Raw genomic sequence first — 21,307 nt, 5'->3', positions numbered from 1 at the left:
AAAACAGTTTGCAGTGTTCAGAAAGCAGTAGGCAATTTATGCTGCAATCTGCAATCTAAAATCTGAAGTCTGAAATCCAAATTTCAATGAACGTTTAAAAAGAAAAAAGTAGTTAAAAACTACTTTTTCTTTTTGTGACGGTTAGCTCTCGCTCTTTTCTTACGTTTGTGAGTAGCTACCTTATGTCTTTTTCTTTTTTTACCACTTGGCATAATCTTTTAGATTTTATGATTAATAATGTTATTTTGCTTCGTTATTTGTTTTTACTCCTTCTACAAAAACTTTTGCAGGTTTGAAAGCAGGAATGTTGTGTGCAGGTATTTTAATTGTAGTGTTTTTTGAGATATTTCTACCTGTTTTCTCAGCTCTTGTCTTTACGATAAAGCTACCAAAACCTCTTAAATAAACATTGTCTCCAGTTTCTAATGAAGTTTTTACTTCCTCCATAAAAGTCTCTACTGTTGCTTGCACATCACCTTTTTCAAGACCTAATTTTTCTGAAATTTTCGCTACGATATCTGCTTTCGTCATTTTCTTTCCTTATTTATTATTCTGTAATAATTTTTTTGAGTGTGCAAATATATGAATTTAAAAAACAATTATTCAAGCTAATTCATTAAATTTTAATTACATAAACTTTTACTTTTGTGAACAAATATTTAATAATGAAATTTCATAACTTGCTTATAAAGTGGTATTTAGAAAATAAACGTGATTTGCCTTGGCGAAATACAACTAATCCGTACCATATTTGGCTCTCCGAAATCATGCTGCAACAGACGCGAGTAGCACAAGGAATGCCTTATTTTTTGTCTTTTACAACTGCTTTTCCAACCGTTTTTGATTTGGCTAAAGCCGAAGAAGAACAAGTCTTGAAATTATGGCAAGGTTTGGGGTATTATTCTCGTGCCCGCAACTTACATAAAACCGCTCAATATATAGCGACCGAACTCAACGGAATTTTTCCGGATAACTATAAGGACTTATTACAGTTAAAAGGAGTGGGTGATTATACTGCTGCTGCAATTGCTTCTTTTTCTTATAATGAAGCGGTGCCGGTTGTAGATGGCAATGTGTTTCGAGTGCTTTCTCGTTATTTTGATGTAGAAACTGATATTGCTCAGACTTCCGCCAAAAAAGAATTTGCTGCTCTGGCTTTTGAATTAATGCCAAAAGACAATCCAGCAATTTTTAATCAAGCCATCATGGAATTTGGCGCTTTGCAATGTGTGCCTAAAAATCCCGATTGTACAATTTGTGTTTTTAATGATAGTTGTGCCGCTCTCCAAAAAAGGAAAGTGGATCAATTGCCAGTGAAATCAAAGAAGTTGAAAGTTAGAAATAGATACTTTAATTATTTGGTGCTTTCGGATGAGAATGATAATACGATATTGAATAAAAGAACGGCAAAAGGAATTTGGCATAACTTATATGAGTTTCCCTTGATTGAAACTTTGCAAGAAGAAGATTTTGAGTTTGTGTCTAATGCTGTTCAGCAAGAATCATTTTTTACTAATCCTATTATAAGTATGCGTGCTTGTAATGAAAAAAGTATAGTGCATAAATTGTCGCATCAGCATTTGCATATTAAATTTTGGAAGTTGAATGTAAAAGGTAAGGTGGAGAATGGAATTTCTAAAGAAGAATTAAAACAGTATCCTTTTCCTATTGTGATTCATAATTTTATTGAATCGGAATAGAGAATAAGGAGTAAAAAATGTATCTTTGGTATAAATTGTATGTTGCTATATTATGAATGGAACCTTGAATAAAGTGATGCTTATCGGTCATCTGGGGGATGATGTTAAAATGCATTATTTCGATGGAGGTAATTGTATTGGAAGATTTCAATTGGCTACAAACGAAGTGTATATTAACAAAACAACTAATGAGAGAATTGTTTCGACCGAGTGGCATAATCTTGTGGTACGCAATAAAGCAGCAGAAATTTGCGAAAAATATTTGTCAAAAGGAGATAAAATTTATGTAGAAGGAAGGATTAAATCCCGTCAATGGCAGGCTGAGGATGGAACAATGAAACATACTACCGAGATTCAGGTAACAGAGTTTACTTTTTTAACAACGAAAAAAGATGCTGAAAATAATAAACCAATTCAGAATCCAGATTCTTCCAAAAACACTAACTTTGACACACCTAATAAAGGTTTGCCTATTAATGATTTGCCTTTTTAATTGTTTAACTAATCTTTTGTAATTTGGACCCAGAGCCCAGTTTAAATTTTGTTTATACATTAGATGTAAATCTATTGTTCGGTTTTGCCGGAATATTTGCGTTGCTTTTTTGTTCAGCAGTAGTTTCGGGAGCCGAAGTAGCCTTGTTTTCGCTTTCGCAAAAAGACCTCGACGATACATTACAGGAAAATCTTTCTACCGGAAAATTACTTTCTGAGTTACTACAAAGACCCAAAAAATTATTAGCAACATTACTTGTGGCTAACAATTTTATTAATATTGGCGTCGTTATTTTATTCTCTTTTATTGGTTCCGATTTATTTGCAGCTATTACTTCACCTTTGTTGAAGTTTATTTTTGAAGTTATTATTGTAACTTTTTTGCTGCTACTTTTTGGAGAGGTTTTACCCAAAGTATATGCAAGCCGAAACAATGTTAAGTTTGCTAAAAACATTGCTTATCCTATATCTGTTTTAGATCATTTTCTTACTCCTATAAGTATACCCATGCGTGCCGCTACGGTTTATTTACATAATAAATTAGGAAAACAAAAGACTAATTTTTCGGTGGATCAATTATCTCAGGCTTTAGAATTGACAGCAACCGATGAAACTTCGACCGATGAACAAAAAATATTAGAAGGAATTGTTTCTTTTGGGAATACCGATACCAAACAGGTAATGAGTCCTCGAATTGATATTTTTGCTTTGGAAATCACGGAAACCTTTGATGCGATTTATACAAAAATTTTAGAAAAAGGTTATTCTCGAATTCCAGTATATCGAGATAATATCGATCAAATCGAGGGAGTTTTGTTTATTAAAGATTTATTGCCGCATATAGATAAAAAAGAATTTGATTGGACAGTATTAATAAGAGAACCGTTTTTTGTTCCTGAGAATAAGAAGTTAGATAATTTATTGAAAGATTTTCAGGCAATGAAAAGTCATTTGGCAATCGTTGTGGATGAATATGGAGGAACTTCTGGTTTGGTTTCATTAGAAGATGTAATCGAAGAAATTGTGGGAGATATTAGTGATGAGTTTGATGATGAAGATATTAATTTTTCTCAAATTGACGATAAAAATTACCTTTTTGAAGGCAAAATAAACTTGAAAGATTTCTATAGAATTGTTGATGTAGATGAAGAAGCATTTGAAGAGCAAAAAGGAGAGGCTGAGACACTAGCGGGATTTATTCTGGAAATTTCAGGTAATTTTCCAGCCAAAAGACAAAAAATTTCTTTTGGGAATTGCCTTTTTACCATTGAAGTTGTAGATAAAAAACGTATCAAACAGATAAAAGTTACTATTGATGTTTAATATAAAAGAGGTGTGTAAAAAAAGCAAGTATAAGTCAGTTGTCTTTGGTTTTTTTGGATTAGTGTTGTTTTCAAGTTGTAAAGATAATGTGTTGCCTAAGCCGGCAAGTTATTTAAGGTTGGATTATCCAATCGCACAATATGCTCATTTTGAAAATCAATGTCCTTTTACATTTGATATGAATGCTAAAGCTGTCATAAAAGGAGGGAAGGATTGTGGTTTTACAATTTCATATCCTAAGATGAAAGCAACTATTTATTTGACTTATAAACCTGTAAATGGTAATCTTAATAAATTGTTGCGTGATGCTCAAAAACTCACTTTCGAACATGTTATAAAAGCCGATGATATTTTAGAACAACCCTATTTAAATCCAGAAAGAAAGGTGTATGGTATGTTTTATCAAGTAGATGGTAATGCAGCAACTAATTCTCAGTTTTATGTGACTGATAGTACGAAACATTTTATTACGGGTTCAGTTTACTTTTATGCTAAACCTAATTTTGATTCTATTATGCCAGCGGCGAGTTATATTAAAAATGATATGCAGCGTTTGGTAGAGACTTTGTCTTGGAAATAGGATTCAGTAATTTTATATAAAACAAGAAAGCATTCACTTCTGTGAATGCTTTCTTGTTTTTATTCAAAAACTGGTTTCTCTATGGGATTTCCATATTTGTCAAAATAGAAAATTGGAATGTTTAGTTTTTCTAATTCAGGGATAACTTCCTTGCCTTTTCCAACGATGATTATTCGGGAGTTATCGATTAAGAAATACTTGTTGGCAGCAGCAAGAACATCTTCTTTGGTAACAGCATTAATGGTTTTAATGTAGTTTTCGTAGAAATCAGCTGGTAAATCTTCTGTTTCTGTGTTCAAGGCATATCGTGCAACCGATTCTGGTTTTTCGGCCTTCATTACAAAACGGCCAATGTAACCTGCTTTGGCATTATCAAGATGTTCGGTGGTTACTTTTTCGGTTCTTATTTTTTTGATTTCTTTGATAAATTCTACTACGGCGCTATCGGTTACGTTATTCTTTACTGCTGATGCCGAGCGTATGCTGGTGACATATTTTCCTGCACCAATATTCGTGCTTGCGCCATAAGTCCATCCGTGAGCTTCTCTTAAATTCATGTTTAAATAGCTGTTGAAGCCTCCTCCTAAAATGTAACTGGCAATTACTGTTGGGAAGAAATCTTTATCATTCATTTTTAATTTGTAGGTGTTCACCAACGAAATTTCCGACTGAACAGCATTAGGAACGTCAATAAAATTAATTTGAGTACTTGCTACGTTTTCTGGGTCGGGATAAGTGGTTTTTGGGGTGGTAGTTTTTTTCCAAGAACCAAAAAGTTCTTCCACCAGTGCCTTAATTTCGTTGTATTTAACATCTCCTACAATTGCTAAATAAGCATTTTGCGGAACAAAATGAGTTTTGTAATTCTTTATAATGTCTTCTAAGGTAATATTAGATAAAGTTTCTTCTGTCATGAATTCGCCTGAAGGATGGTTTTTTCCATAAGCTAAGGCATTTACTAATCTGTTAGCGATAGAAGAGACGCTTTTTTCTTGAGAACGTAATCCTTCAATCGCTTTTGCTTTTTCTTTGTCTAATTCTTCTTGAGTGAAATTTGGATCTAAAGCTCCGTATGCTAAAAGTTCTAAGGTGCGTTTTGAGAATTTAGAGAGTGAGCTGGCATAAGCGCTATTGGAACTAAATGACATAGAAGCACCCATAAAATCAACTTCTTCGTTAAAGTCTTCTTTTGAAATTTTGGTACTACCGTTTCCTATTAGGTTGCTGCATAATTCGTCGACTCCTTTTTTGTCTCCTTCGGCAAATGGAGGATTGTCAATCGTAAGGTTTACTGTTACCTTAGGTAATTTGTGGTTTTCAACAATCATTACTTTTAGGCCGTTAGTTAAAGTAAAACTTTGCGGTTTTTTTATATTGACTACAGGTGGTTTTCCAGCTATAGGTTGTTTGCGTTCTTGTGCTTGCATGATTGCGGTAACTAGGATTAGAATAAATAGAATACTTGATTTTTTCATGATTGGAAGGACTTAGTTTTCATTCTTTTCAGGGCTAGGAATGTAATCTAATAATAGACGTTGATTTGGATTTAAATATTTTTTTGCAGCATCTCTAATTTCTTCTCTCGTAATAGAATGATAGATGTTGATGTCGTTGTTAATCAAATTTACGTCGCCAAAAAGAAGATAGTATTTGGCTAAATTTTCGGCAATTCCTTCTACATTTGAATTTTCGTTTACGTATTGGTTTTCAAATTGATTCAAGATTTTTTGATAATCTTTTTCAGAAATTAAATCGGTTTGTATTTTTACAATTTCTTCGTCAATTTCTTTAAGTAGATCTTCGTTGGTATAGTTTGTCATTGGTAAGCCATATAATATGTACATACCATAATCTTCTTCATTAAAACCTACTGCGCCAATTTGCAGAGCCTTCTTTTGATCGTCTACTATTTTCTTGTATAATTTGGAGCTTTTGCCATCGCTCAAATAAGAAGATATGAAATCTAAGGCGCGGGCATCTCTGGTTTTCATTGATGGTGTTCGGTAAGCTGCAACAAGCATTGGAATCTGGATATTTGGATCGATATGAGTAGCTTTGATAGTTTCGGTTATTGGTTTTTCAACAAATGTTTCTCTTTTTATCGGAGCGCCTTTTTTAATTGGGCCAAAGTATTGTTCAATCCATTCTTTGGCTTGTTTTTGTTCGAAATCGCCAGCAACCACCAAAACCGCATTGTTTGGAATGTAGAATTTTTCATTAAAAGCTTTAAAATCTTCTAGTTTAGCAGAGTTTAAATGTTCAGTCGAGCCTATGGTGGTCCATCGATATGGGTGGTTAATAAATAAGTTCTTTTTAACGGCTTCGATTATTTTGCCGTAAGGTTGATTGTCATAGCGGGAGTTTTTTTCTTCCTTGATTACTTCTTTTTGAGTATCAACACCTATTTGATTGATTACAGGATGCATTAATCTTTCGGATTCCATCCAAAGTGCTAATTCTAAATTGTTTGAAGGAAAAACTTCGTAATAATAAGTGCGGTCATCAGAGGTGTTAGCGTTGTTTACACCTCCGTTAGCGGTAACAATATTAAACCACTCGCCTCTTTTAATATTTTCGGTGCCTTCGAATAATAGGTGTTCAAAAAAATGAGCAAACCCTGTTTTGTTAGGGTTTTCATCTTTTGAACCTACATGGTACATAACCGAAGTAATTACTACTGGAGCACTATTGTCTTGGTGTAAGATAACGTGGAGTCCATTGTTTAGGTCATATTCTTCAAAAGCTATTTTTTGAGCAGTAATAATATTACTCATTAAAAGTGCGGAACTAATTGCCATTATTATTTTTTTCATATAAGATTAATAAAAAATGAGGTTGTAATACTTATATTAGTATGATTGTTATTTCAAAAATACTTTTTTTTAGCATTGAATGTACAATAGAGTTGTTTTTAACAAAAAAATAGGTTTAAATAAAGTTTCTAAAGTATTGAAAATAAAGCGAAAGTACGAAGAATAATTTTTTTAAATTTAGTGATTGCGTGATAAAAAAATAATTGTATATTTGCAACCTTAAAAATCAATAAATCAATTTGGTATGTATGCAATCGTAGAGATAGCAGGGCAACAATTTAAAGTAAGCAAAGACTTAAAGGTTTATGTTCACCGTTTGTCTAACGAAGAAGGATCAAAAGTTTCTTTTGATAAAGTTCTTTTATTAGATGACAATGGGAATGTAACTTTGGGCGCCCCAGCTATAGAAGGTGCTTCAGTAGAAGCTAAAGTGTTACAACACTTAAAAGGAGATAAAGTTATCGTTTTCAAAAAGAAAAGAAGAAAAGGATACAAAAAAAGAAATGGTCACAGACAATATCTTACTCAAATTGTAATTGAAGGTATTACTGCAGCAGGTGCTAAAAAAGCGGCTTCTAAAAAAGCAGCAGTTGAAGCAACTACAGAAACAGCTGAAGCTCCAAAGAAAAAAGTAGCTAAAGCTAAAAAAGAAGATACTCAAGAATAATAACAATATTAAAACTAAAACATCATGGCTCACAAGAAAGGTGTCGGTAGTTCTAAGAATGGTAGAGAATCAGAATCAAAACGTTTAGGTGTTAAGATTTTTGGAGGACAGGCTGCTATCGCAGGGAACATCATCGTAAGACAAAGAGGTTCGAAACACAATCCAGGTGAAAATGTTTACATCAGTAAAGATCACACGCTACATGCAAAAGTAGACGGAATTGTTAAGTTCCAAAAGAAAAGAGACAACAAATCATACGTTTCAATCCTTCCATTTGAAGTAGAAGCATAATTGATTTCTCAATTTATTATAAACCCATCTCATTTGAGATGGGTTTTTTTATGCTTAAAAGTGTTGTTATTGCTATTTTTTAAGTAATTAATTGCATAACAAGCAGACTAATGTTCTTATTGTTTTAGAAAAGAAGCTTTATGAATAATTAGTAGGCTTATTTTTGATTAGTAAGTTCTTGGTTTGTTGTATGTGGTTGAAAAAAGTATAAATAAAATAACAAATCCCCTTGCTTAATAAAAAAAGCAAGGGGATTTATCTCAAAAACTGAATTAATAATTAGTTTTTTTAATCCATAGATCTCGAGCCTCTGTCTCCACCGCCAGGGCGCTCTCCTCTGTCCATTCCGCCCATGTTTCTGTTGTATCTTCCAGGAGGGTTTTTCATTCCAGAGAAATTTTGGATTTTATAGGTCAAAGAAAACATAGCATAACGTTTTAATACTGTGTTAATATTATCTGTAATTGCTGTTGATGAAATGCTTCTGGTAATACTTTGATTCTGGTTTAATACATCATACACTTTTATTTTGGCAACAAAAGCTTTGTTTAGGAAACTGTATGATAAACTGGTATTCCATAAATAATAATCCTGATTGATGGAATTGTAAGTGTAACCAAAATCATTACCCCAAATCCAATTGGTTGGCCAATATGATGTTGTTTGTAAATTAATGCGATGTACTACATTTGACCTTGATTTAAGCGAACTGATATCATAATCAGTTTCGTTATAAGAGAAATTATAAGAAGGTGCTACTGTGAAAAATTCGCCATAATCATAATTTAAATAGACTCTTGGAGTAAGTCCTTTGGAAGTGGCTCCGTATAAAACGCCATTGGTTGATGCTTTGTTGAAATTATAATTTGCATTTAAGGCAATTCCGTATCTCAATAAATTAGATTCCTGTTTGATAGATTTATTCCAACTACCACCTCCGGAAAAAGAGTAGGTTCCTGAAATGTTTGAATAAGTTGAGATTCGGCTATTATTTTGATTGTAATTAGAAGTGCTGATAATATCATTTTGGTTATAATTGGCATTCAAATAAAAGTTATATCCGGAACGGGTGCGGAAATCAAAGTTTCTGTAATTTAGCCTTGCGCTATGCGTTTCAGTAGGATTTAAATCAGGATTCCCGGTAACTGTGTTTATGGTGCTGGATACGTTTGTAATTGGAAGCAATTGAGATGCCGAAGGTAACGATTGGTCGTAGTTGTATCTAAAAGTAAAAAACTTAGAACGATCTATTCTGTATCGAATTTGTAAAGCGTTGCTTGGTAAGATGTATTTTTGATTTAAATCGATGGCTTTTTCTTTGTAAAACGAGTGGTTGTCGTATTGTAAAATAGAGGCCGATGAATTGATGTCAAAAGTGAATTTGTTTTTTTGAAAACGAATACCTGTCTTCGGAACAATACTATTTTGTTTGGATTTTAAATAAGTAGTTTGATCTTGATTTAAGTTTGTATAAACATCGTTTCCAATATCATCAAAAGTTTTATTGTCGTTAATGTTATTTTGATAATTGTATTCTACTCCAATTTTAAAACGAATGGAATCGGTTATGGGTTCGGTATATTCAATTTCGGCAGAATAAGAATCACTAATGCTATTGTTTCTACTGTTCTGATCTCTGGAGATGTTTTTTTCTAATGTTCCGTCAGCTTTGTAAAAATTTGTTTCTGACTCAACAAAGTTATTTGAGTTTGAGCTTGAATTGCTGTTGTTGAAAACAAAACTTAAATTTCGTGTTTTTTTCTCGAAAGATTTGTTGAAATTAATTGAGTTGTTAAAGTTGTTTGATTCATTTCTGTTGGATGATAAAGGAGAATCAGTATCATAAGCTCGTTTACCAGTAGTTAAGTTGTCACTAATGCTATTAGAAGTATTATTGCTTTCAGAAATAGAGTTATTAAATCTGGGAGCAACAAATAATCGTATAGTTGGTGATATTTTGTATTCTAATTCTACATTGGCTTTGTGATTGCTGTTTCTGTTGTCTGTATTGGAATTAGAAACAGTATAGTATGAATTACCATCCTGACGTAACTCGGTTGATTCAGAATAGTGATTGTTTTCAGTATGGGCATCTGAATAGTTATAACTTGCATTAGAATTAAAATCTTTGATTAATTCATCAGAATAGTTAAAACCAAGTAAATTGGATGTAGTAATTCCATTTGCCTGACTTCTGTTTATGGTTGTTCCGCGGCTGTTTCTTCCACCACCCATGTTGTCAAAAACTTCATCTTGCGAAAAGCCTTGTGCATTAATGTTGTTAGAAGAACCAAGTAAACTTATCTTTCTGTTGTTGTTAAAGAAATTGACAATAAAGCTAGATTCATAGCGGTCGTCTGTTCCATATCCACCCATAAATTTTCCAAAATAACCTTTGTTTTTATCATCGTCTATGGTCAAGTTGATACTGGAATTGTCAGATGCAGCTTGGTCTTTAGAATACTCTTCTTTTTTAGTTTTATAGTCCGAAACCTGAACTTTATTGATGATTTCGGCTGGAAGGTTTTTCAGAGCCATCGCTCCATCTCGGTCAAAGAAAGGTTTTCCATTCACTAAAACCTGAGTCACTTCTTTTCCGTTTGCAGTGATTTTTCCATCGCTATCTACTTCAATTCCTGGAAGTTGTTTTAGTAATGTTTCTACATTTGCATCTGGGCGTACTTTAAATAAAGAAGCCTTAAATTCTATCGTGTCATTTTTAACTCTAATAGGTGGATCTTCGCTTTTTACAGTAACTTCGTTAAGCGTATTTATTGATTCAGACAGATAAATGTTGTTGAAATCTTTATTTGCCGAAATTCCTTTTTGTTCTTCTGCAAAAGTGTCAAATCCCATATAAGTGACTTTCAGAAATACTGGTTTGTCATTTTTTTTAACTGCAAAATTAAAATCCCCATTTTTATCCGTTAATGTGTATTCTAAAACTGTTGAATCTTTTACAGTTGTAATATAGACTGTAGCGGACTCCAATGGTTGTTGGTTATTGATGTTGAGTACTTTTCCTTTTAAAATGTAGCTTTGCGCCGAAGTATTTAAAGAAAGCAGCAGTAAGAATAGAAATGATAAATATTTACACATAATAATTTGGTTAAACTTAACATAAGATGTTAAATACGACCAAAGGTTTAATTCGAAGTGTAAAAATATATTTATTATTTTGAGAGTGATTTTTTGTGTCTTAGGTAGTCGTTTTTAATGTTTATTCTAGTTTAAAATATTCATATGATATACCGCAACAAATTATTTGAGAAAGACCATTTTCAGATTCGTTTCCAAATAAAAATGTTTTTAAAAGACCTGATTTTTCATCAATATAAAATTGCCAGACTTCTTTATTTTTGAATGTGAATTCAGTGAGAGTTACATCATAAATGTCGTTTCCCTGTTCAGCTTTTTTACAAAAAACAATGGGTTCTGTTTTTACCAAACACCATTCTTTTGCATTTTTATATAATTCGAAAAATAAAATGTCATTTTCATTTATAGTAATCATTTCTCCAACAATACCATTTTCATCAGGGATGCCCCAGTTAGGACCTTTGTATATTTTTTTCCAATTTCCGATTATATTTTTTTTGAGATTTTCCCTGATAATAGGTTTTAATGAATCGTATTTTTTAAAAGCAATTTCGCCTATTTCGTTGTTGGAAATAAGATAATGAGTTAAATAAAATAATTGAACAGCTCTTTCATTTTTACCTCTTTTTAAAAAAGACATTCCTAAATCAAATCTGTCTTTTTGAAGTTCTTCTTTTGACATATTTTGTCCTGACATTTGGGAGCAAATAAAAAATAAGAGTGGAATAAGTTTCTTCATATCAATCAAAAATTGAAATATAAATATATAAAAAACCCTCACATTTCTGTAAGGGTTTTGAAAGTTATAGTAGGATTACTTCATTCCGATAGTTAACGGAACTCGCAAGGACCTAGTATCTGTAATATTCTGGTTTGAATGGTCCTTCAACTTCTACTCCAATATAAGAAGCTTGGTCAGGACGTAAAGTTTCTAATTCAACACCTAATTTAGCTAAGTGTAAAGCAGCTACTTTTTCATCTAAATGTTTAGGTAACATGTACACTTCGTTTTTGTAAGCTGCACTGTTTTTCCATAATTCAATTTGAGCTAAAGTTTGGTTTGTAAATGAGTTACTCATTACAAATGAAGGGTGGCCTGTAGCACAACCTAAGTTTACCAAACGACCTTCAGCCAAGATGATGATATCTTTTCCAGCGATAGTATATTTGTCAACCTGAGGTTTGATTTCGATTTTAGAAGCACCGTGGTTTTTGTTCAACCAAGCCATGTCGATTTCGTTATCAAAGTGTCCGATGTTACAAACAATCGTTTTATCTTTCATTTGTTCGAAGTGCTCACCAAGAACGATGTCTTTATTACCAGTTGTAGTGATGATGATATCAGCATTTCCAATAACAGTGTTTAATTTCTTTACTTCAAAACCGTCCATTGCCGCTTGTAAAGCACAAATAGGGTCGATTTCAGTAACAGTAACAATAGAACCAGCACCTCTGAAAGAAGCAGCAGTTCCTTTACCTACGTCACCATATCCGCAAACAATTACTCTTTTACCAGCTAACATAATGTCTGTAGCACGACGAACAGCATCAACAGCCGATTCTTTACATCCGTATTTGTTGTCAAATTTAGATTTAGTTACAGAGTCATTTACGTTGATTGCAGGCATTGGCAATGTTCCGTTTTTCATTCTTTCATATAATCTGTGAACTCCTGTAGTAGTCTCTTCAGATAATCCTTTGATTCCAGGAACCAATTCTGGGTAACGATCAATAACCATGTTAGTTAAATCTCCACCATCATCAAGAATCATGTTCAATGGTTTTCTGTCTTCACCAAAGAATAATGTTTGCTCAATACACCAGTCAAATGATTCTTCGTCAAGACCTTTCCAAGCATAAACTTGAATTCCAGCGGCAGCAATAGCAGCAGCAGCCTGATCCTGAGTTGAGAAAATGTTACAAGAAGACCAAGTAACTTCAGCACCTAAAGCAATCAAAGTTTCAATTAAAACAGCAGTTTGAATGGTCATGTGTAAACATCCAGCAATACGAGCTCCTTTAAGCGGTTGCTCATCTTTATATTCAGCGCGAAGTGCCATTAAACCTGGCATTTCAGCCTCAGCAAGTTCAATTTCTTTTCTTCCCCAAGCCGCTAGAGAAATGTCTTTTACTTTGTAAGCCACAAAAGGCGTAGTTGTAGTACTCATTTATAGTATATTTGTAATTGTAAATTTTTTGCAAAATTACACAATAACTTTAGATTTCAGCTAATTTCTAAAATATTTATGAAATGTTTAATGTCTTAATCTTTTGAATATTAACTAAATAATTTTATTTTAGTCTAAGCTATTTATTTTTAGAAGCTATTCCCGTTATCCGCTCTATCTTTTACTCCTTAAAGAAAGGAGTAAAAGGATGCCGCTTCTACCGGGGCTACAAAATCAAGGAAATAACAACATGCCATTATACAAGAAAATAGATTTCAATACGAACACTCAAATTTACATTTGGAAAATTACGGAGTCCTATGAACAATTGTTTGCAGAAGTCAGCCTGAACCCAATATGTCAAAAACGCATTAGCGGTATGAAGTCCGAGCTCCATCAGCGTGGTTTTTTAAGTGTACGCAAACTTTTAAATGAAGCGGCTTATACCGATTTTGATTTGTATTATGATGTTTTTGGTAAACCACATTTGCAGGATGGTAAACATATTTCAATTACCCATTCGCATCAATTCTCATCCATTATTATTAGTAATGAAACCGTTGGAATTGACATCGAATTACAAAGAGAGAAAATCATTCGTATTGCTGATAAATTCTGTGATTCCGAATTTCAATATTTGGATCGAAATGAAACATTGGAATACATCAAAAAACTAACGGTAATTTGGGGAGCCAAAGAAGCGATTTTCAAAATCCGAAATGAAAAAGGCATTAGTTTTAAAGACCATATTGCAGTTCATGATTTCGATTTGAATCAATCTCAAACTTTAGCAACATTACATTTTTCCAATTTGGAAAAGCAATTCAAAATTTATCATGAAGAAGTGGAAAATTTTACTTTAGTATATGCTTTAGAAAAATAAATTATGCCGAAACACTTCGGTTTTTAAACATATTAAGGTAGAAAAAACTTCCCATTCTTCGGGCTCTGTCTTTTAATACGGTTACATTTTCTCCTTCAAAAAGTTCATCTAAAGTTTGAAACCAATAATTTAACCAAATTCCAAATTCATTCGGATTGATTTGACCATGAAAGTGTTCGTCTACTTTATTATGCACTTCAATGGGATTGCCTTTGTATTTCCGAATGGCAAATAAATTAGTTTCCCAGAAATCTGTAAGCTTTTCTAAATGTGAATCCCAATCTAGAATTAGTTTGTTAAAATAAGGACCAATTTCTTTATCAGCCCTTATTTTATCATAAAAGGTATGCACTAATTTAGAGATATCTGCTCTGTTTTCGATATCTTTTTTCATTTATAAGTTGTTTATAATGATAAAGAGTACACTTGAAATCATACTTGCTAAAACAGCATTAAAAAACACTTTGTGTTTCATTTGTGCTAGGATAGATGTGTTAGCCATCATACTAATGAAAACGACAAGAACAAGTTGAATCATTTGCCCTATAGAAGTTCCGTTAGCTAATACAGCCATGGCTGCAGCACCACCCAAACAGCTTTGTACTAAGATACATAATGATGCAGATGCAAAATAATTGGTATCAAATTTTTCGAAGGTATTGTTGTAAAGTGTCATAATAATTTGTTTTAATAACACAAAATTACAACGGGAACTAGGCTCCATTTTATGACTTAAATCATAAAACGAAATTATCTGTACACTTTTCGGTTAATTATTTTTAAAGATCCTTTTTTCTCCAGTGATTTAATAGCTCTAATTACGGTTTCGACTCGTAATCCTGTTAAATCAGCTATTTGTTGTCGGGTAAAATTTATAAGAAAACCGTTTTCATCTGGTTTGAAATTCAATTGTTCAATGGAATAGTCAATGAGGCGGATGACGCGATGTTCAGGGTCTTGAGAGGAAATTTCAGCAGCCATAACTGATTTGTAATACAGTCGTTGTGACAGGTTTTTGATGATGTTCAAACTAATTTCCGAATTGTCTCTTAGTAGTTCTAGGAATTTTTCTTTGCTAACACTTATCAATTCGCTGTCAATAACAGCTACGGCATTGGCAGGATAAAGCTGTTCAATAAACAAAGGAGGTTCACCAAAACATTGGTTTTTGTAAAAAATACCTTGGATGAACTCTTTGCTTTCGTCGTTGTAATTGTTCATTTTTACTTCGCCCGAAATAATTTGGTAATAACACATAGCTTGCGTGCCTTCTTTAAAAATGAGGACGCTACTTTTGTAGTTTTTTCTAATTCCGCCATATTTTTCTAGCAATGAAAGAGCAATCATCTTAAAGTAAGTTTTTAGAATTCTAAATGTGCTAACAAATATAATTGTTTCAGGATGGTTCTTATACTACAAAAACTTTTTACTTTTACCCTCACATGAAAAAAGTTACAATCTATCAAGAAATACAGGCTGCAAAAGCAGCAAATAAGCAATTATTGGCTATTCTTTTGGATCCCGACAAAATCATTTGGGAACAAATTGCTGATTTGGTAGTTAAAATAAATCAATCACCGGCAACGCATGTTTTTATTGGTGGAAGCCAAGTAGAGAGTACTATTTTAGACGATTTGGTGCTAAGAATCAAACAAGATTGTACTTTGCCTGTTGTTCTTTTTCCAGGGCATCCTTCTCAAATTTCGAATCATGCCGATGGGATTTTGTTTTTATCACTTTTGTCCGGGCGAAACCCCGATTATTTGATAGAACATCATGTAAAAGCAGCACCAATTTTAAAACAAACAAAGCTTGAAATTATTTCTACGGCTTATATTTTAATTGAAAGTGGTAGCGAAACAGCTGTAGAACGCGTGAGTAAAACCAAGCCTTTAGAAAGAGATAATTTAGATATGGTTGTAGCTACGGCTTTAGCAGGAGAAATGATTGGTAATAAATTAATTTATCTGGAAGCGGGAAGTGGTGCTCAAAAATCGGTTCCTTTAGAGATGATTTCTCAACTGAGGCAGAACATAGATATTCCTATTATTGTTGGTGGCGGAATTGTTGATGGACAAGGTATTCAAAATGCCTATAAAGCAGGTGCGGATTTAGTGGTAATAGGAACTGCTTTTGAAAGAGATAGTGATTTTTTTAATGATCAAATACAATTATAAATGATAGAGTATTTTTTCTCCCAATATGCTGGTTATCCCACAATTGAAATTGTACTGGAATTGGTAGCCGTTTTTTTTGGTCTTGCCAGTGTTTGGTTTGCTAAGAAAGATAATATTTTGGTCTTTCCAACTGGATTAGTGAGCACTTTTATTTATGCTTATTTATTGTGGAAATGGGAGCTACTGGGTGATTCGATGATTAATGGCTATTATTTTGTTATGAGTGTTTACGGTTGGTATCATTGGACAAGAAAAAAAGGAGATGTTGAAGAATTTCCTGTTTCAGTTGTAACAAAAAGTGAAAATATAATTACTGCTGTTATTTTTGTTTTAACTTTAGTTTTCGTTTTTATAGTGTATCAGTATTTTGATAAATTTATAAATTGGTATAACTATGTAGATACTTTTTTAACAGCTATCTTTTTTGTAGGGATGTGGTTAATGGCTAAGCGAAAAATTGAAAATTGGATTTTTTGGATTGTAGGAGATTTCATTTCAATACCTTTGTATTTTTGCAAAGGTTATACTTTTACCAGTTTGCAATATTTGATTTTTACGGTTCTTGCAGTGTTTGGTTATCTAGAATGGAAGAAAATCTTAAAAGATCAAGATACTCATACTGTAGGAAAGACTGTTCTAGGAGAATAGTTTTAGTATTTTATAATGATTTATAGTAGTTAGATGAGTGAAATAAAAGTTTCAGTGGTTGAAAAATCTAAATCAATTGATGATTTAAATAATATAAAAGATATGGGATTGTCAGAACAAGATTTTGAACAAATAAAACAGCATGGTGTTTTAGTAGAAAATGTTCAAAAACAACTTTCAATTTTTAAAAAAGGAATTCCAAAGATGGAATTGTTTGAAGCTGCAACGGTTGGAAATGGGATTTTGAAGTTAATCAATGCTGATTTTGTAGAGAAAGCTAACTTTTTTGACGAACACAAATCCAATTTAAAATTGTTGAAGTTCGTGCCAGCTTCTGGAGCAGCAACTAGAATGTTCAAGTTTTTATTAGCATTCTTGAATGATTTTGATATAGAGAAGGAAAGTATTAATGCTTATATCAATAGAAAAAAGGATACTAAATTACCTGTCTTTATTGTTGGGATGGAAAAGCTGCCTTTTTTTGATATTATCTATAAAAAATTAAAAGAAGAAATTCAGGATTTTGATACGCTTCCGCGAGATTATAAGAATTATTATTTTATAAAATTCATGTTGGACTCGAAGTATTTTGATTTTGCTTCTAAGCCAAAAGGAATTTTACCCTTTCATAAATATGCTACTAAAATTGCCACTCCTATTGAAGAACATTTATATGAATGCGGTTATTATTCTAGTACAAATAATAAATCCTATTTGCATTTTACAGTTTCAGAATCGCATCAAACTCAATTTGAAGAAATCATCAATAATGAAAAAGCCAAGGTTGAAAAAGAGACACAAACTAGTATTGAAGTAAGTTATTCGTATCAGGCTCAAAGTACCGATACGATTGCGGTAAATATGAACAATAAACCCTTTAGAACTGAGGAAGGGAAATTACTTTTTAGACCCGGAGGGCATGGTTCTTTAATTGGAAATTTGAATCAACTGGATGCGGATATTATTTTTATTAAAAATATTGACAATGTTATTCTCCATAATAATGAAACCATAGCTCTTTATAAAAAAGGTTTGGCTGGAATTTTGTTAGAATTACAACAACAAATATTTGCTTGTTTGAATCTAATGGATTTGTATACTATTGATGATAAACAAATCGAGGAAATCAAAACATTTTTGAAAACCAAATTGAATATGAGTATAAAGTCTGATTTTGATTTGTATACTTTCGAAAATAAAATTAAGGTTTTGAGATCTTTATTGGATAGGCCTATTCGCGTATGTGGAATGGTAAAAAATGAGGGGGAGCCAGGAGGAGGTCCTTTTTGGGTAAAAAATGCTCAAAAAGGGATTTCATTGCAAATTGTTGAATCGTCTCAGGTGGATTTAAGTAATAAGAAACAGGCTAAAATCATAACGAATGCCACGCATTTTAATCCGGTAGATTTAGTTTGTGCAACCAAAAATTATAAAAACGAAAAATTTGATTTACACCAATTTGTAGATGAAAATAGCGGTTTTATTGTTGAGAAGAATTATTTGGGCAAAGATATTAAGGGATATGAGCTACCTGGATTATGGAATGGCGCTATGGCAAACTGGTTGACGATTTTTGTTGAAGTTCCTTTGGTTACTTTTAATCCGGTTAAAACGGTAAATGATTTGTTGAAAGAAGCACATCAGTCGTTATAAGAAATGGAGGTTCAAAAAATCATATCAGAGTTACAATACAAAGCTGTGCGGAGCAGTGGTGCTGGTGGGCAAAACGTCAATAAAGTTTCGTCTAAGGTGGTGTTGTCTTTTGATCTAAAAAATTCGCAAGCAGTATCTGATGAAGAAAAGTTATTGTTAGAAATAAATCTTTCTTCAAGATTGACCAATGATTTAATGTTGATTTTGAATTGTGATGAAGATAGAAGCCAACTTAAAAACAAAGACATTGTAACCAAGCGTTTTTTGGAATTGATTAGAAAAGCACTTGTAGTTCTTAAAACCAGAAAAGCGACTAAAGTTCCTAAGGCGGTAATCAGGAAGCGTATTAAAGATAAAAAGAATCTTTCGGATTTAAAAAAATCCAGAAAGAAACCTAACTGGGATTGAATTTTTAGTTTGTTTTTGTAATTGCTATTGATTTTTGAACTTTTTAGCTGTACTTTTGCAGCGTCTCAAAGGGGTGCTCTAAATAACGAGCTGAGATCATACCCAACGAACCTGAGCAAGTAATGTTGCTAAGGGAAAACAAGATAAGTTGATGGTGAAAATCATTGGTTTATGAGTTGAACAAATCTATTTATTACATTAACAAAAAGAATAATTCCCCCTTTTATTCGTAAAACAATTACGGATGAAAACTATTCTAGTTTTAAAGTCGCAAAGACACAAAGTCTCAAAATCAAGTGTTTTGATGGCAAGTTGTTCTCTATTATTTTCTTTAGGTGCTTTAGCACAACAAAAACAACAAGACAGTATTAAAACCAATCAACTGGATGAAGTTTTGGTTTCTGCAATTCGTGTAACTACAAAGACACCTGTGAGTTTTTCGAATTTAAACAAAAAAGAAATTGCACCTCGTAATTTAGGTCAAGATATTCCAACTTTAATGAACTACATGCCTTCAGTTGTTACTACTTCTGATGCAGGAAATGGAGTGGGTTATTCTGGAATTCGAGTGCGTGGCAGTGATGCAACCAGAATCAATGTTACTATTAACGGAATTCCTTATAATGATGCTGAAAGTCAGGGAACATTTTGGGTAAATATGCCTGATTTTGTTTCTTCGGTTGAGAGTTTACAATTGCAACGCGGTGTAGGAACTTCAACTAATGGTTCTGGAGCTTTTGGAGCGAGTTTAAATATGTTAACGGATAATTACGCTAAGAAAAGTACTGGAGAAATATCGAATTCTTTTGGAAGTTTTAATACGCACAAGCATACGGTAAAGTTTAGTACAGGATTGATGAATGATCATTTTGAATTGGCTGGGCGTTTGTCAACCTTAAAATCGGATGGTTATATTGATAGAGCTTCATCTGATTTAAAATCCTATTTTTTACAAGGAACTTATGTAGGGAAGACCACTTTAATCAAGGCTTTGGCTTTTGGTGGAACTGAAAAAACCTATCAATCTTGGAACGGAATTGATCCAGAAACGATGGCTGACAATAGAACTTTCAATTCAGCTGGAATGTTTACAGATGAAACAGGAAATAACCGTTTTTATGATAATGAAACAGATAATTATCAGCAAGATCATTACCAATTGCATTGGAACGAAAAAGTATCTGATCATTGGAATACGAACTTAGCTTTCCATTATACCAAAGGAAAAGGTTATTATGAAAATTATAAAGAAGATGCTGATTTTGGGGATTACGGATTGAATCCTGTTGGTTCAGAAACTTCAACTGATCTAATTCGTCAAAAATGGTTGGATAACGATTTTTACGGGACAACCTTTTCGGTTAATTATAAAAATGAAAGTCTGAGTTTGATTTTTGGAGGAGGTTATAATAAATATGAAGGCGATCATTATGGAAAAGTAATCTGGGCAAGATATGCTTCGCAAAGTGAATTGGGAGATCACTATTATGATGATTTTTCGACAAAAACAGATGGAAATGTTTTTGCAAAAGCTAATTTTCAAGTGACTTCTCAATTAAGTTTATTCGGAGATTTACAATACCGAAATGTAACTTACAAAGCCAATAGTTGGGAAACAGGTTTGGTTAATGATATTTTTAATTTCTTCAATCCTAAAGCGGGTCTTACGTTTGATATTAACAATCAAAATTCTTTGTACTTTTCGTATGCTAGAGCCAATCGCGAACCAAACAGAACCGATTATGAAGGTGGAAGTGTAAAACCTGAAAGGCTAAATGATTACGAATTGGGATGGAGATTCAAATCCAATCAATTTCAAGTAAATACGAATTTGTATTACATGGCCTATAAAGACCAACTGGTTTTAACGGGAGAGTTAAATGATGTTGGGAGTCCAATTAGACAAAATAGCGGAGATAGTTATAGATTAGGTTTGGAAGTAGATGCTACTTTTAAACTATCGGATAAATGGTCTGTTGCTCCAAATTTCACAATAAGCAACAATAAAAATGTAGATTTTATTTCTAATGTAGATGGTGATTTGACCAATTTAGGGAATACAGACATCGCTTTTTCTCCTGAATTTATTGCAGGAAATATTTTGACTTTTTCACCAATAACATCATTAAGATTGAGTTTAATGTCTAAGTTTGTTAGTAGTCAATATATGGATAACATAGAATTAGCTGCTGCAAAGTTAGCTGATTATTTTGTAAATGATTTTAATGTTACTTATACGATCAATCCAAAAAGTGTTTTTAAATCGGTTGTCATAAGTGTATTAGCAAATAATATCACGAATAAGCAGTATATTTCAAATGGATATATGTGGGATGTTTATCCGTACTATTATCCTCAAGCGGGAGCAAATATCTTAGCGGGACTTACATTGAAGTTTTAATTTG

21 protein-coding genes are annotated in these 21,307 nt (G+C 32.7%); 12 read left to right on the top strand and 9 right to left on the bottom strand.

All coding sequences use genetic code 11. The features are described from left to right. Nucleotides 1–240: 240 nt before the first annotated feature. Nucleotides 241–531, bottom strand: a complete 291-nt coding sequence (locus AC4FRF_RS01560; RefSeq protein WP_007805026.1) for an HU family DNA-binding protein — start codon at nucleotides 529–531, stop codon at nucleotides 241–243. A 134-nt stretch (nucleotides 532–665) separates the two neighbouring features. Between AC4FRF_RS01560 and mutY the strand changes: the two genes are divergently transcribed. From mutY to gldD, 4 genes are read left to right on the top strand one after another with little or no spacing between them, the layout of a single operon-like run. Further along, nucleotides 666–1,700 carry an A/G-specific adenine glycosylase gene (mutY, locus tag AC4FRF_RS01555; protein ID WP_491157685.1) on the top strand — a complete coding sequence of 345 codons (1,035 nt, stop codon included), beginning with the start codon at nucleotides 666–668 and terminating at the stop codon, nucleotides 1,698–1,700. Between the two features lie 52 nt (nucleotides 1,701–1,752). Continuing rightward, nucleotides 1,753–2,193, top strand: coding sequence for a single-stranded DNA-binding protein (locus tag AC4FRF_RS01550; RefSeq protein ID WP_491157684.1), 441 nt, complete (start codon nucleotides 1,753–1,755; stop codon nucleotides 2,191–2,193). Nucleotides 2,194–2,216: 23 nt separating this feature from the next. Then, nucleotides 2,217–3,515, top strand: a complete 1,299-nt coding sequence (locus AC4FRF_RS01545) for a gliding motility-associated protein GldE (protein ID WP_491157683.1) — start codon at nucleotides 2,217–2,219, stop codon at nucleotides 3,513–3,515. Further along, nucleotides 3,508–4,095 carry a gliding motility lipoprotein GldD gene (gene gldD / locus AC4FRF_RS01540; RefSeq protein ID WP_491157682.1) on the top strand — a complete coding sequence of 196 codons (588 nt, stop codon included), beginning with the start codon at nucleotides 3,508–3,510 and terminating at the stop codon, nucleotides 4,093–4,095. The genes AC4FRF_RS01545 and gldD overlap by 8 nt, the downstream gene beginning before the upstream one ends. Before the next feature lie 59 nt (nucleotides 4,096–4,154). Here the strand turns inward: gldD and AC4FRF_RS01535 are convergent, their stop codons facing one another. Together AC4FRF_RS01535 and AC4FRF_RS01530 are read right to left on the bottom strand one after the other, a co-directional pair. Continuing rightward, a complete protein-coding gene (locus AC4FRF_RS01535; protein WP_491157681.1) occupies nucleotides 4,155–5,570 on the bottom strand; it encodes a M16 family metallopeptidase in 1,416 nt (471 codons plus the stop codon). 12 nt (nucleotides 5,571–5,582) lie between these two features. Beyond that, nucleotides 5,583–6,908, bottom strand: a complete 1,326-nt coding sequence (locus AC4FRF_RS01530) for a M16 family metallopeptidase (RefSeq protein WP_491157679.1) — start codon at nucleotides 6,906–6,908, stop codon at nucleotides 5,583–5,585. Between the two features lie 244 nt (nucleotides 6,909–7,152). Between AC4FRF_RS01530 and rplU the strand changes: the two genes are divergently transcribed. Continuing rightward, nucleotides 7,153–7,575 carry a 50S ribosomal protein L21 gene (gene rplU, locus AC4FRF_RS01525; protein WP_491157678.1) on the top strand — a complete coding sequence of 141 codons (423 nt, stop codon included), beginning with the start codon at nucleotides 7,153–7,155 and terminating at the stop codon, nucleotides 7,573–7,575. A gap of 24 nt (nucleotides 7,576–7,599) precedes the next feature. Then, nucleotides 7,600–7,866, top strand: coding sequence for a 50S ribosomal protein L27 (rpmA, locus tag AC4FRF_RS01520; RefSeq protein ID WP_026712573.1), 267 nt, complete (start codon nucleotides 7,600–7,602; stop codon nucleotides 7,864–7,866). A 288-nt stretch (nucleotides 7,867–8,154) separates the two neighbouring features. Here the strand turns inward: rpmA and AC4FRF_RS01515 are convergent, their stop codons facing one another. The 3 genes from AC4FRF_RS01515 to ahcY all read right to left on the bottom strand — a co-directional run bounded on the left by AC4FRF_RS01515 (nucleotide 8,155) and on the right by ahcY (nucleotide 13,133). After that, the gene (locus AC4FRF_RS01515) at nucleotides 8,155–10,965 is read right to left on the bottom strand and encodes an outer membrane beta-barrel protein (RefSeq protein WP_491157677.1); all 2,811 of its coding nucleotides are present in this window, start codon (nucleotides 10,963–10,965) and stop codon (nucleotides 8,155–8,157) included. A 121-nt stretch (nucleotides 10,966–11,086) separates the two neighbouring features. Beyond that, nucleotides 11,087–11,647, bottom strand: coding sequence for a hypothetical protein (locus tag AC4FRF_RS01510; RefSeq protein ID WP_491157676.1), 561 nt, complete (start codon nucleotides 11,645–11,647; stop codon nucleotides 11,087–11,089). 169 nt (nucleotides 11,648–11,816) lie between these two features. Continuing rightward, on the bottom strand, nucleotides 11,817–13,133 hold the full coding sequence (ahcY, locus tag AC4FRF_RS01505) for an adenosylhomocysteinase (protein WP_491157675.1): 1,317 nt from the start codon (nucleotides 13,131–13,133) through the stop codon (nucleotides 11,817–11,819). A 250-nt stretch (nucleotides 13,134–13,383) separates the two neighbouring features. On the opposite strand from ahcY, the gene AC4FRF_RS01500 reads away from it, so the two are divergent. Next, nucleotides 13,384–14,016 (top strand): 4'-phosphopantetheinyl transferase family protein, encoded by a 633-nt coding sequence (locus AC4FRF_RS01500; RefSeq protein WP_491158288.1) that lies wholly within the window; start codon nucleotides 13,384–13,386, stop codon nucleotides 14,014–14,016. Between the two features lies 1 nt (nucleotide 14,017). Here AC4FRF_RS01500 and AC4FRF_RS01495 read toward each other — a convergent pair whose 3' ends face one another. From AC4FRF_RS01495 to AC4FRF_RS01485, 3 genes are all read right to left on the bottom strand, one after another. Further along, nucleotides 14,018–14,410 (bottom strand): group III truncated hemoglobin, encoded by a 393-nt coding sequence (locus AC4FRF_RS01495; protein ID WP_491157674.1) that lies wholly within the window; start codon nucleotides 14,408–14,410, stop codon nucleotides 14,018–14,020. Continuing rightward, nucleotides 14,411–14,692, bottom strand: coding sequence for a hypothetical protein (locus tag AC4FRF_RS01490; RefSeq protein WP_491157673.1), 282 nt, complete (start codon nucleotides 14,690–14,692; stop codon nucleotides 14,411–14,413). 74 nt (nucleotides 14,693–14,766) lie between these two features. Then, complete coding sequence (locus AC4FRF_RS01485) at nucleotides 14,767–15,363, bottom strand: Crp/Fnr family transcriptional regulator (RefSeq protein WP_491157672.1); 597 nt, start codon at nucleotides 15,361–15,363, stop codon at nucleotides 14,767–14,769. Between the two features lie 95 nt (nucleotides 15,364–15,458). Between AC4FRF_RS01485 and AC4FRF_RS01480 the strand changes: the two genes are divergently transcribed. From AC4FRF_RS01480 to AC4FRF_RS01460, 5 genes are all read left to right on the top strand, one after another. Then, on the top strand, nucleotides 15,459–16,193 hold the full coding sequence (locus AC4FRF_RS01480) for a phosphoglycerol geranylgeranyltransferase (protein ID WP_491157671.1): 735 nt from the start codon (nucleotides 15,459–15,461) through the stop codon (nucleotides 16,191–16,193). Further along, nucleotides 16,194–16,841: a nicotinamide riboside transporter PnuC gene (gene pnuC, locus AC4FRF_RS01475; protein WP_491157670.1), complete on the top strand. Its 648-nt coding sequence runs from the start codon at nucleotides 16,194–16,196 to the stop codon at nucleotides 16,839–16,841. Between the two features lie 33 nt (nucleotides 16,842–16,874). Next, a complete protein-coding gene (locus tag AC4FRF_RS01470) occupies nucleotides 16,875–18,494 on the top strand; it encodes a DUF4301 family protein (protein ID WP_491157669.1) in 1,620 nt (539 codons plus the stop codon). Between the two features lie 3 nt (nucleotides 18,495–18,497). Further along, the gene (gene arfB / locus AC4FRF_RS01465; RefSeq protein WP_491157668.1) at nucleotides 18,498–18,902 is read left to right on the top strand and encodes an alternative ribosome rescue aminoacyl-tRNA hydrolase ArfB; all 405 of its coding nucleotides are present in this window, start codon (nucleotides 18,498–18,500) and stop codon (nucleotides 18,900–18,902) included. Between the two features lie 244 nt (nucleotides 18,903–19,146). After that, nucleotides 19,147–21,303 (top strand): TonB-dependent receptor, encoded by a 2,157-nt coding sequence (locus AC4FRF_RS01460; protein ID WP_491157667.1) that lies wholly within the window; start codon nucleotides 19,147–19,149, stop codon nucleotides 21,301–21,303. Nucleotides 21,304–21,307 lie beyond the last annotated feature (4 nt).

The organism is Flavobacterium sp. ST-158 (genome assembly GCF_058309975.1).
This window is presented reverse-complemented; position numbering and strand designations above follow the sequence as displayed.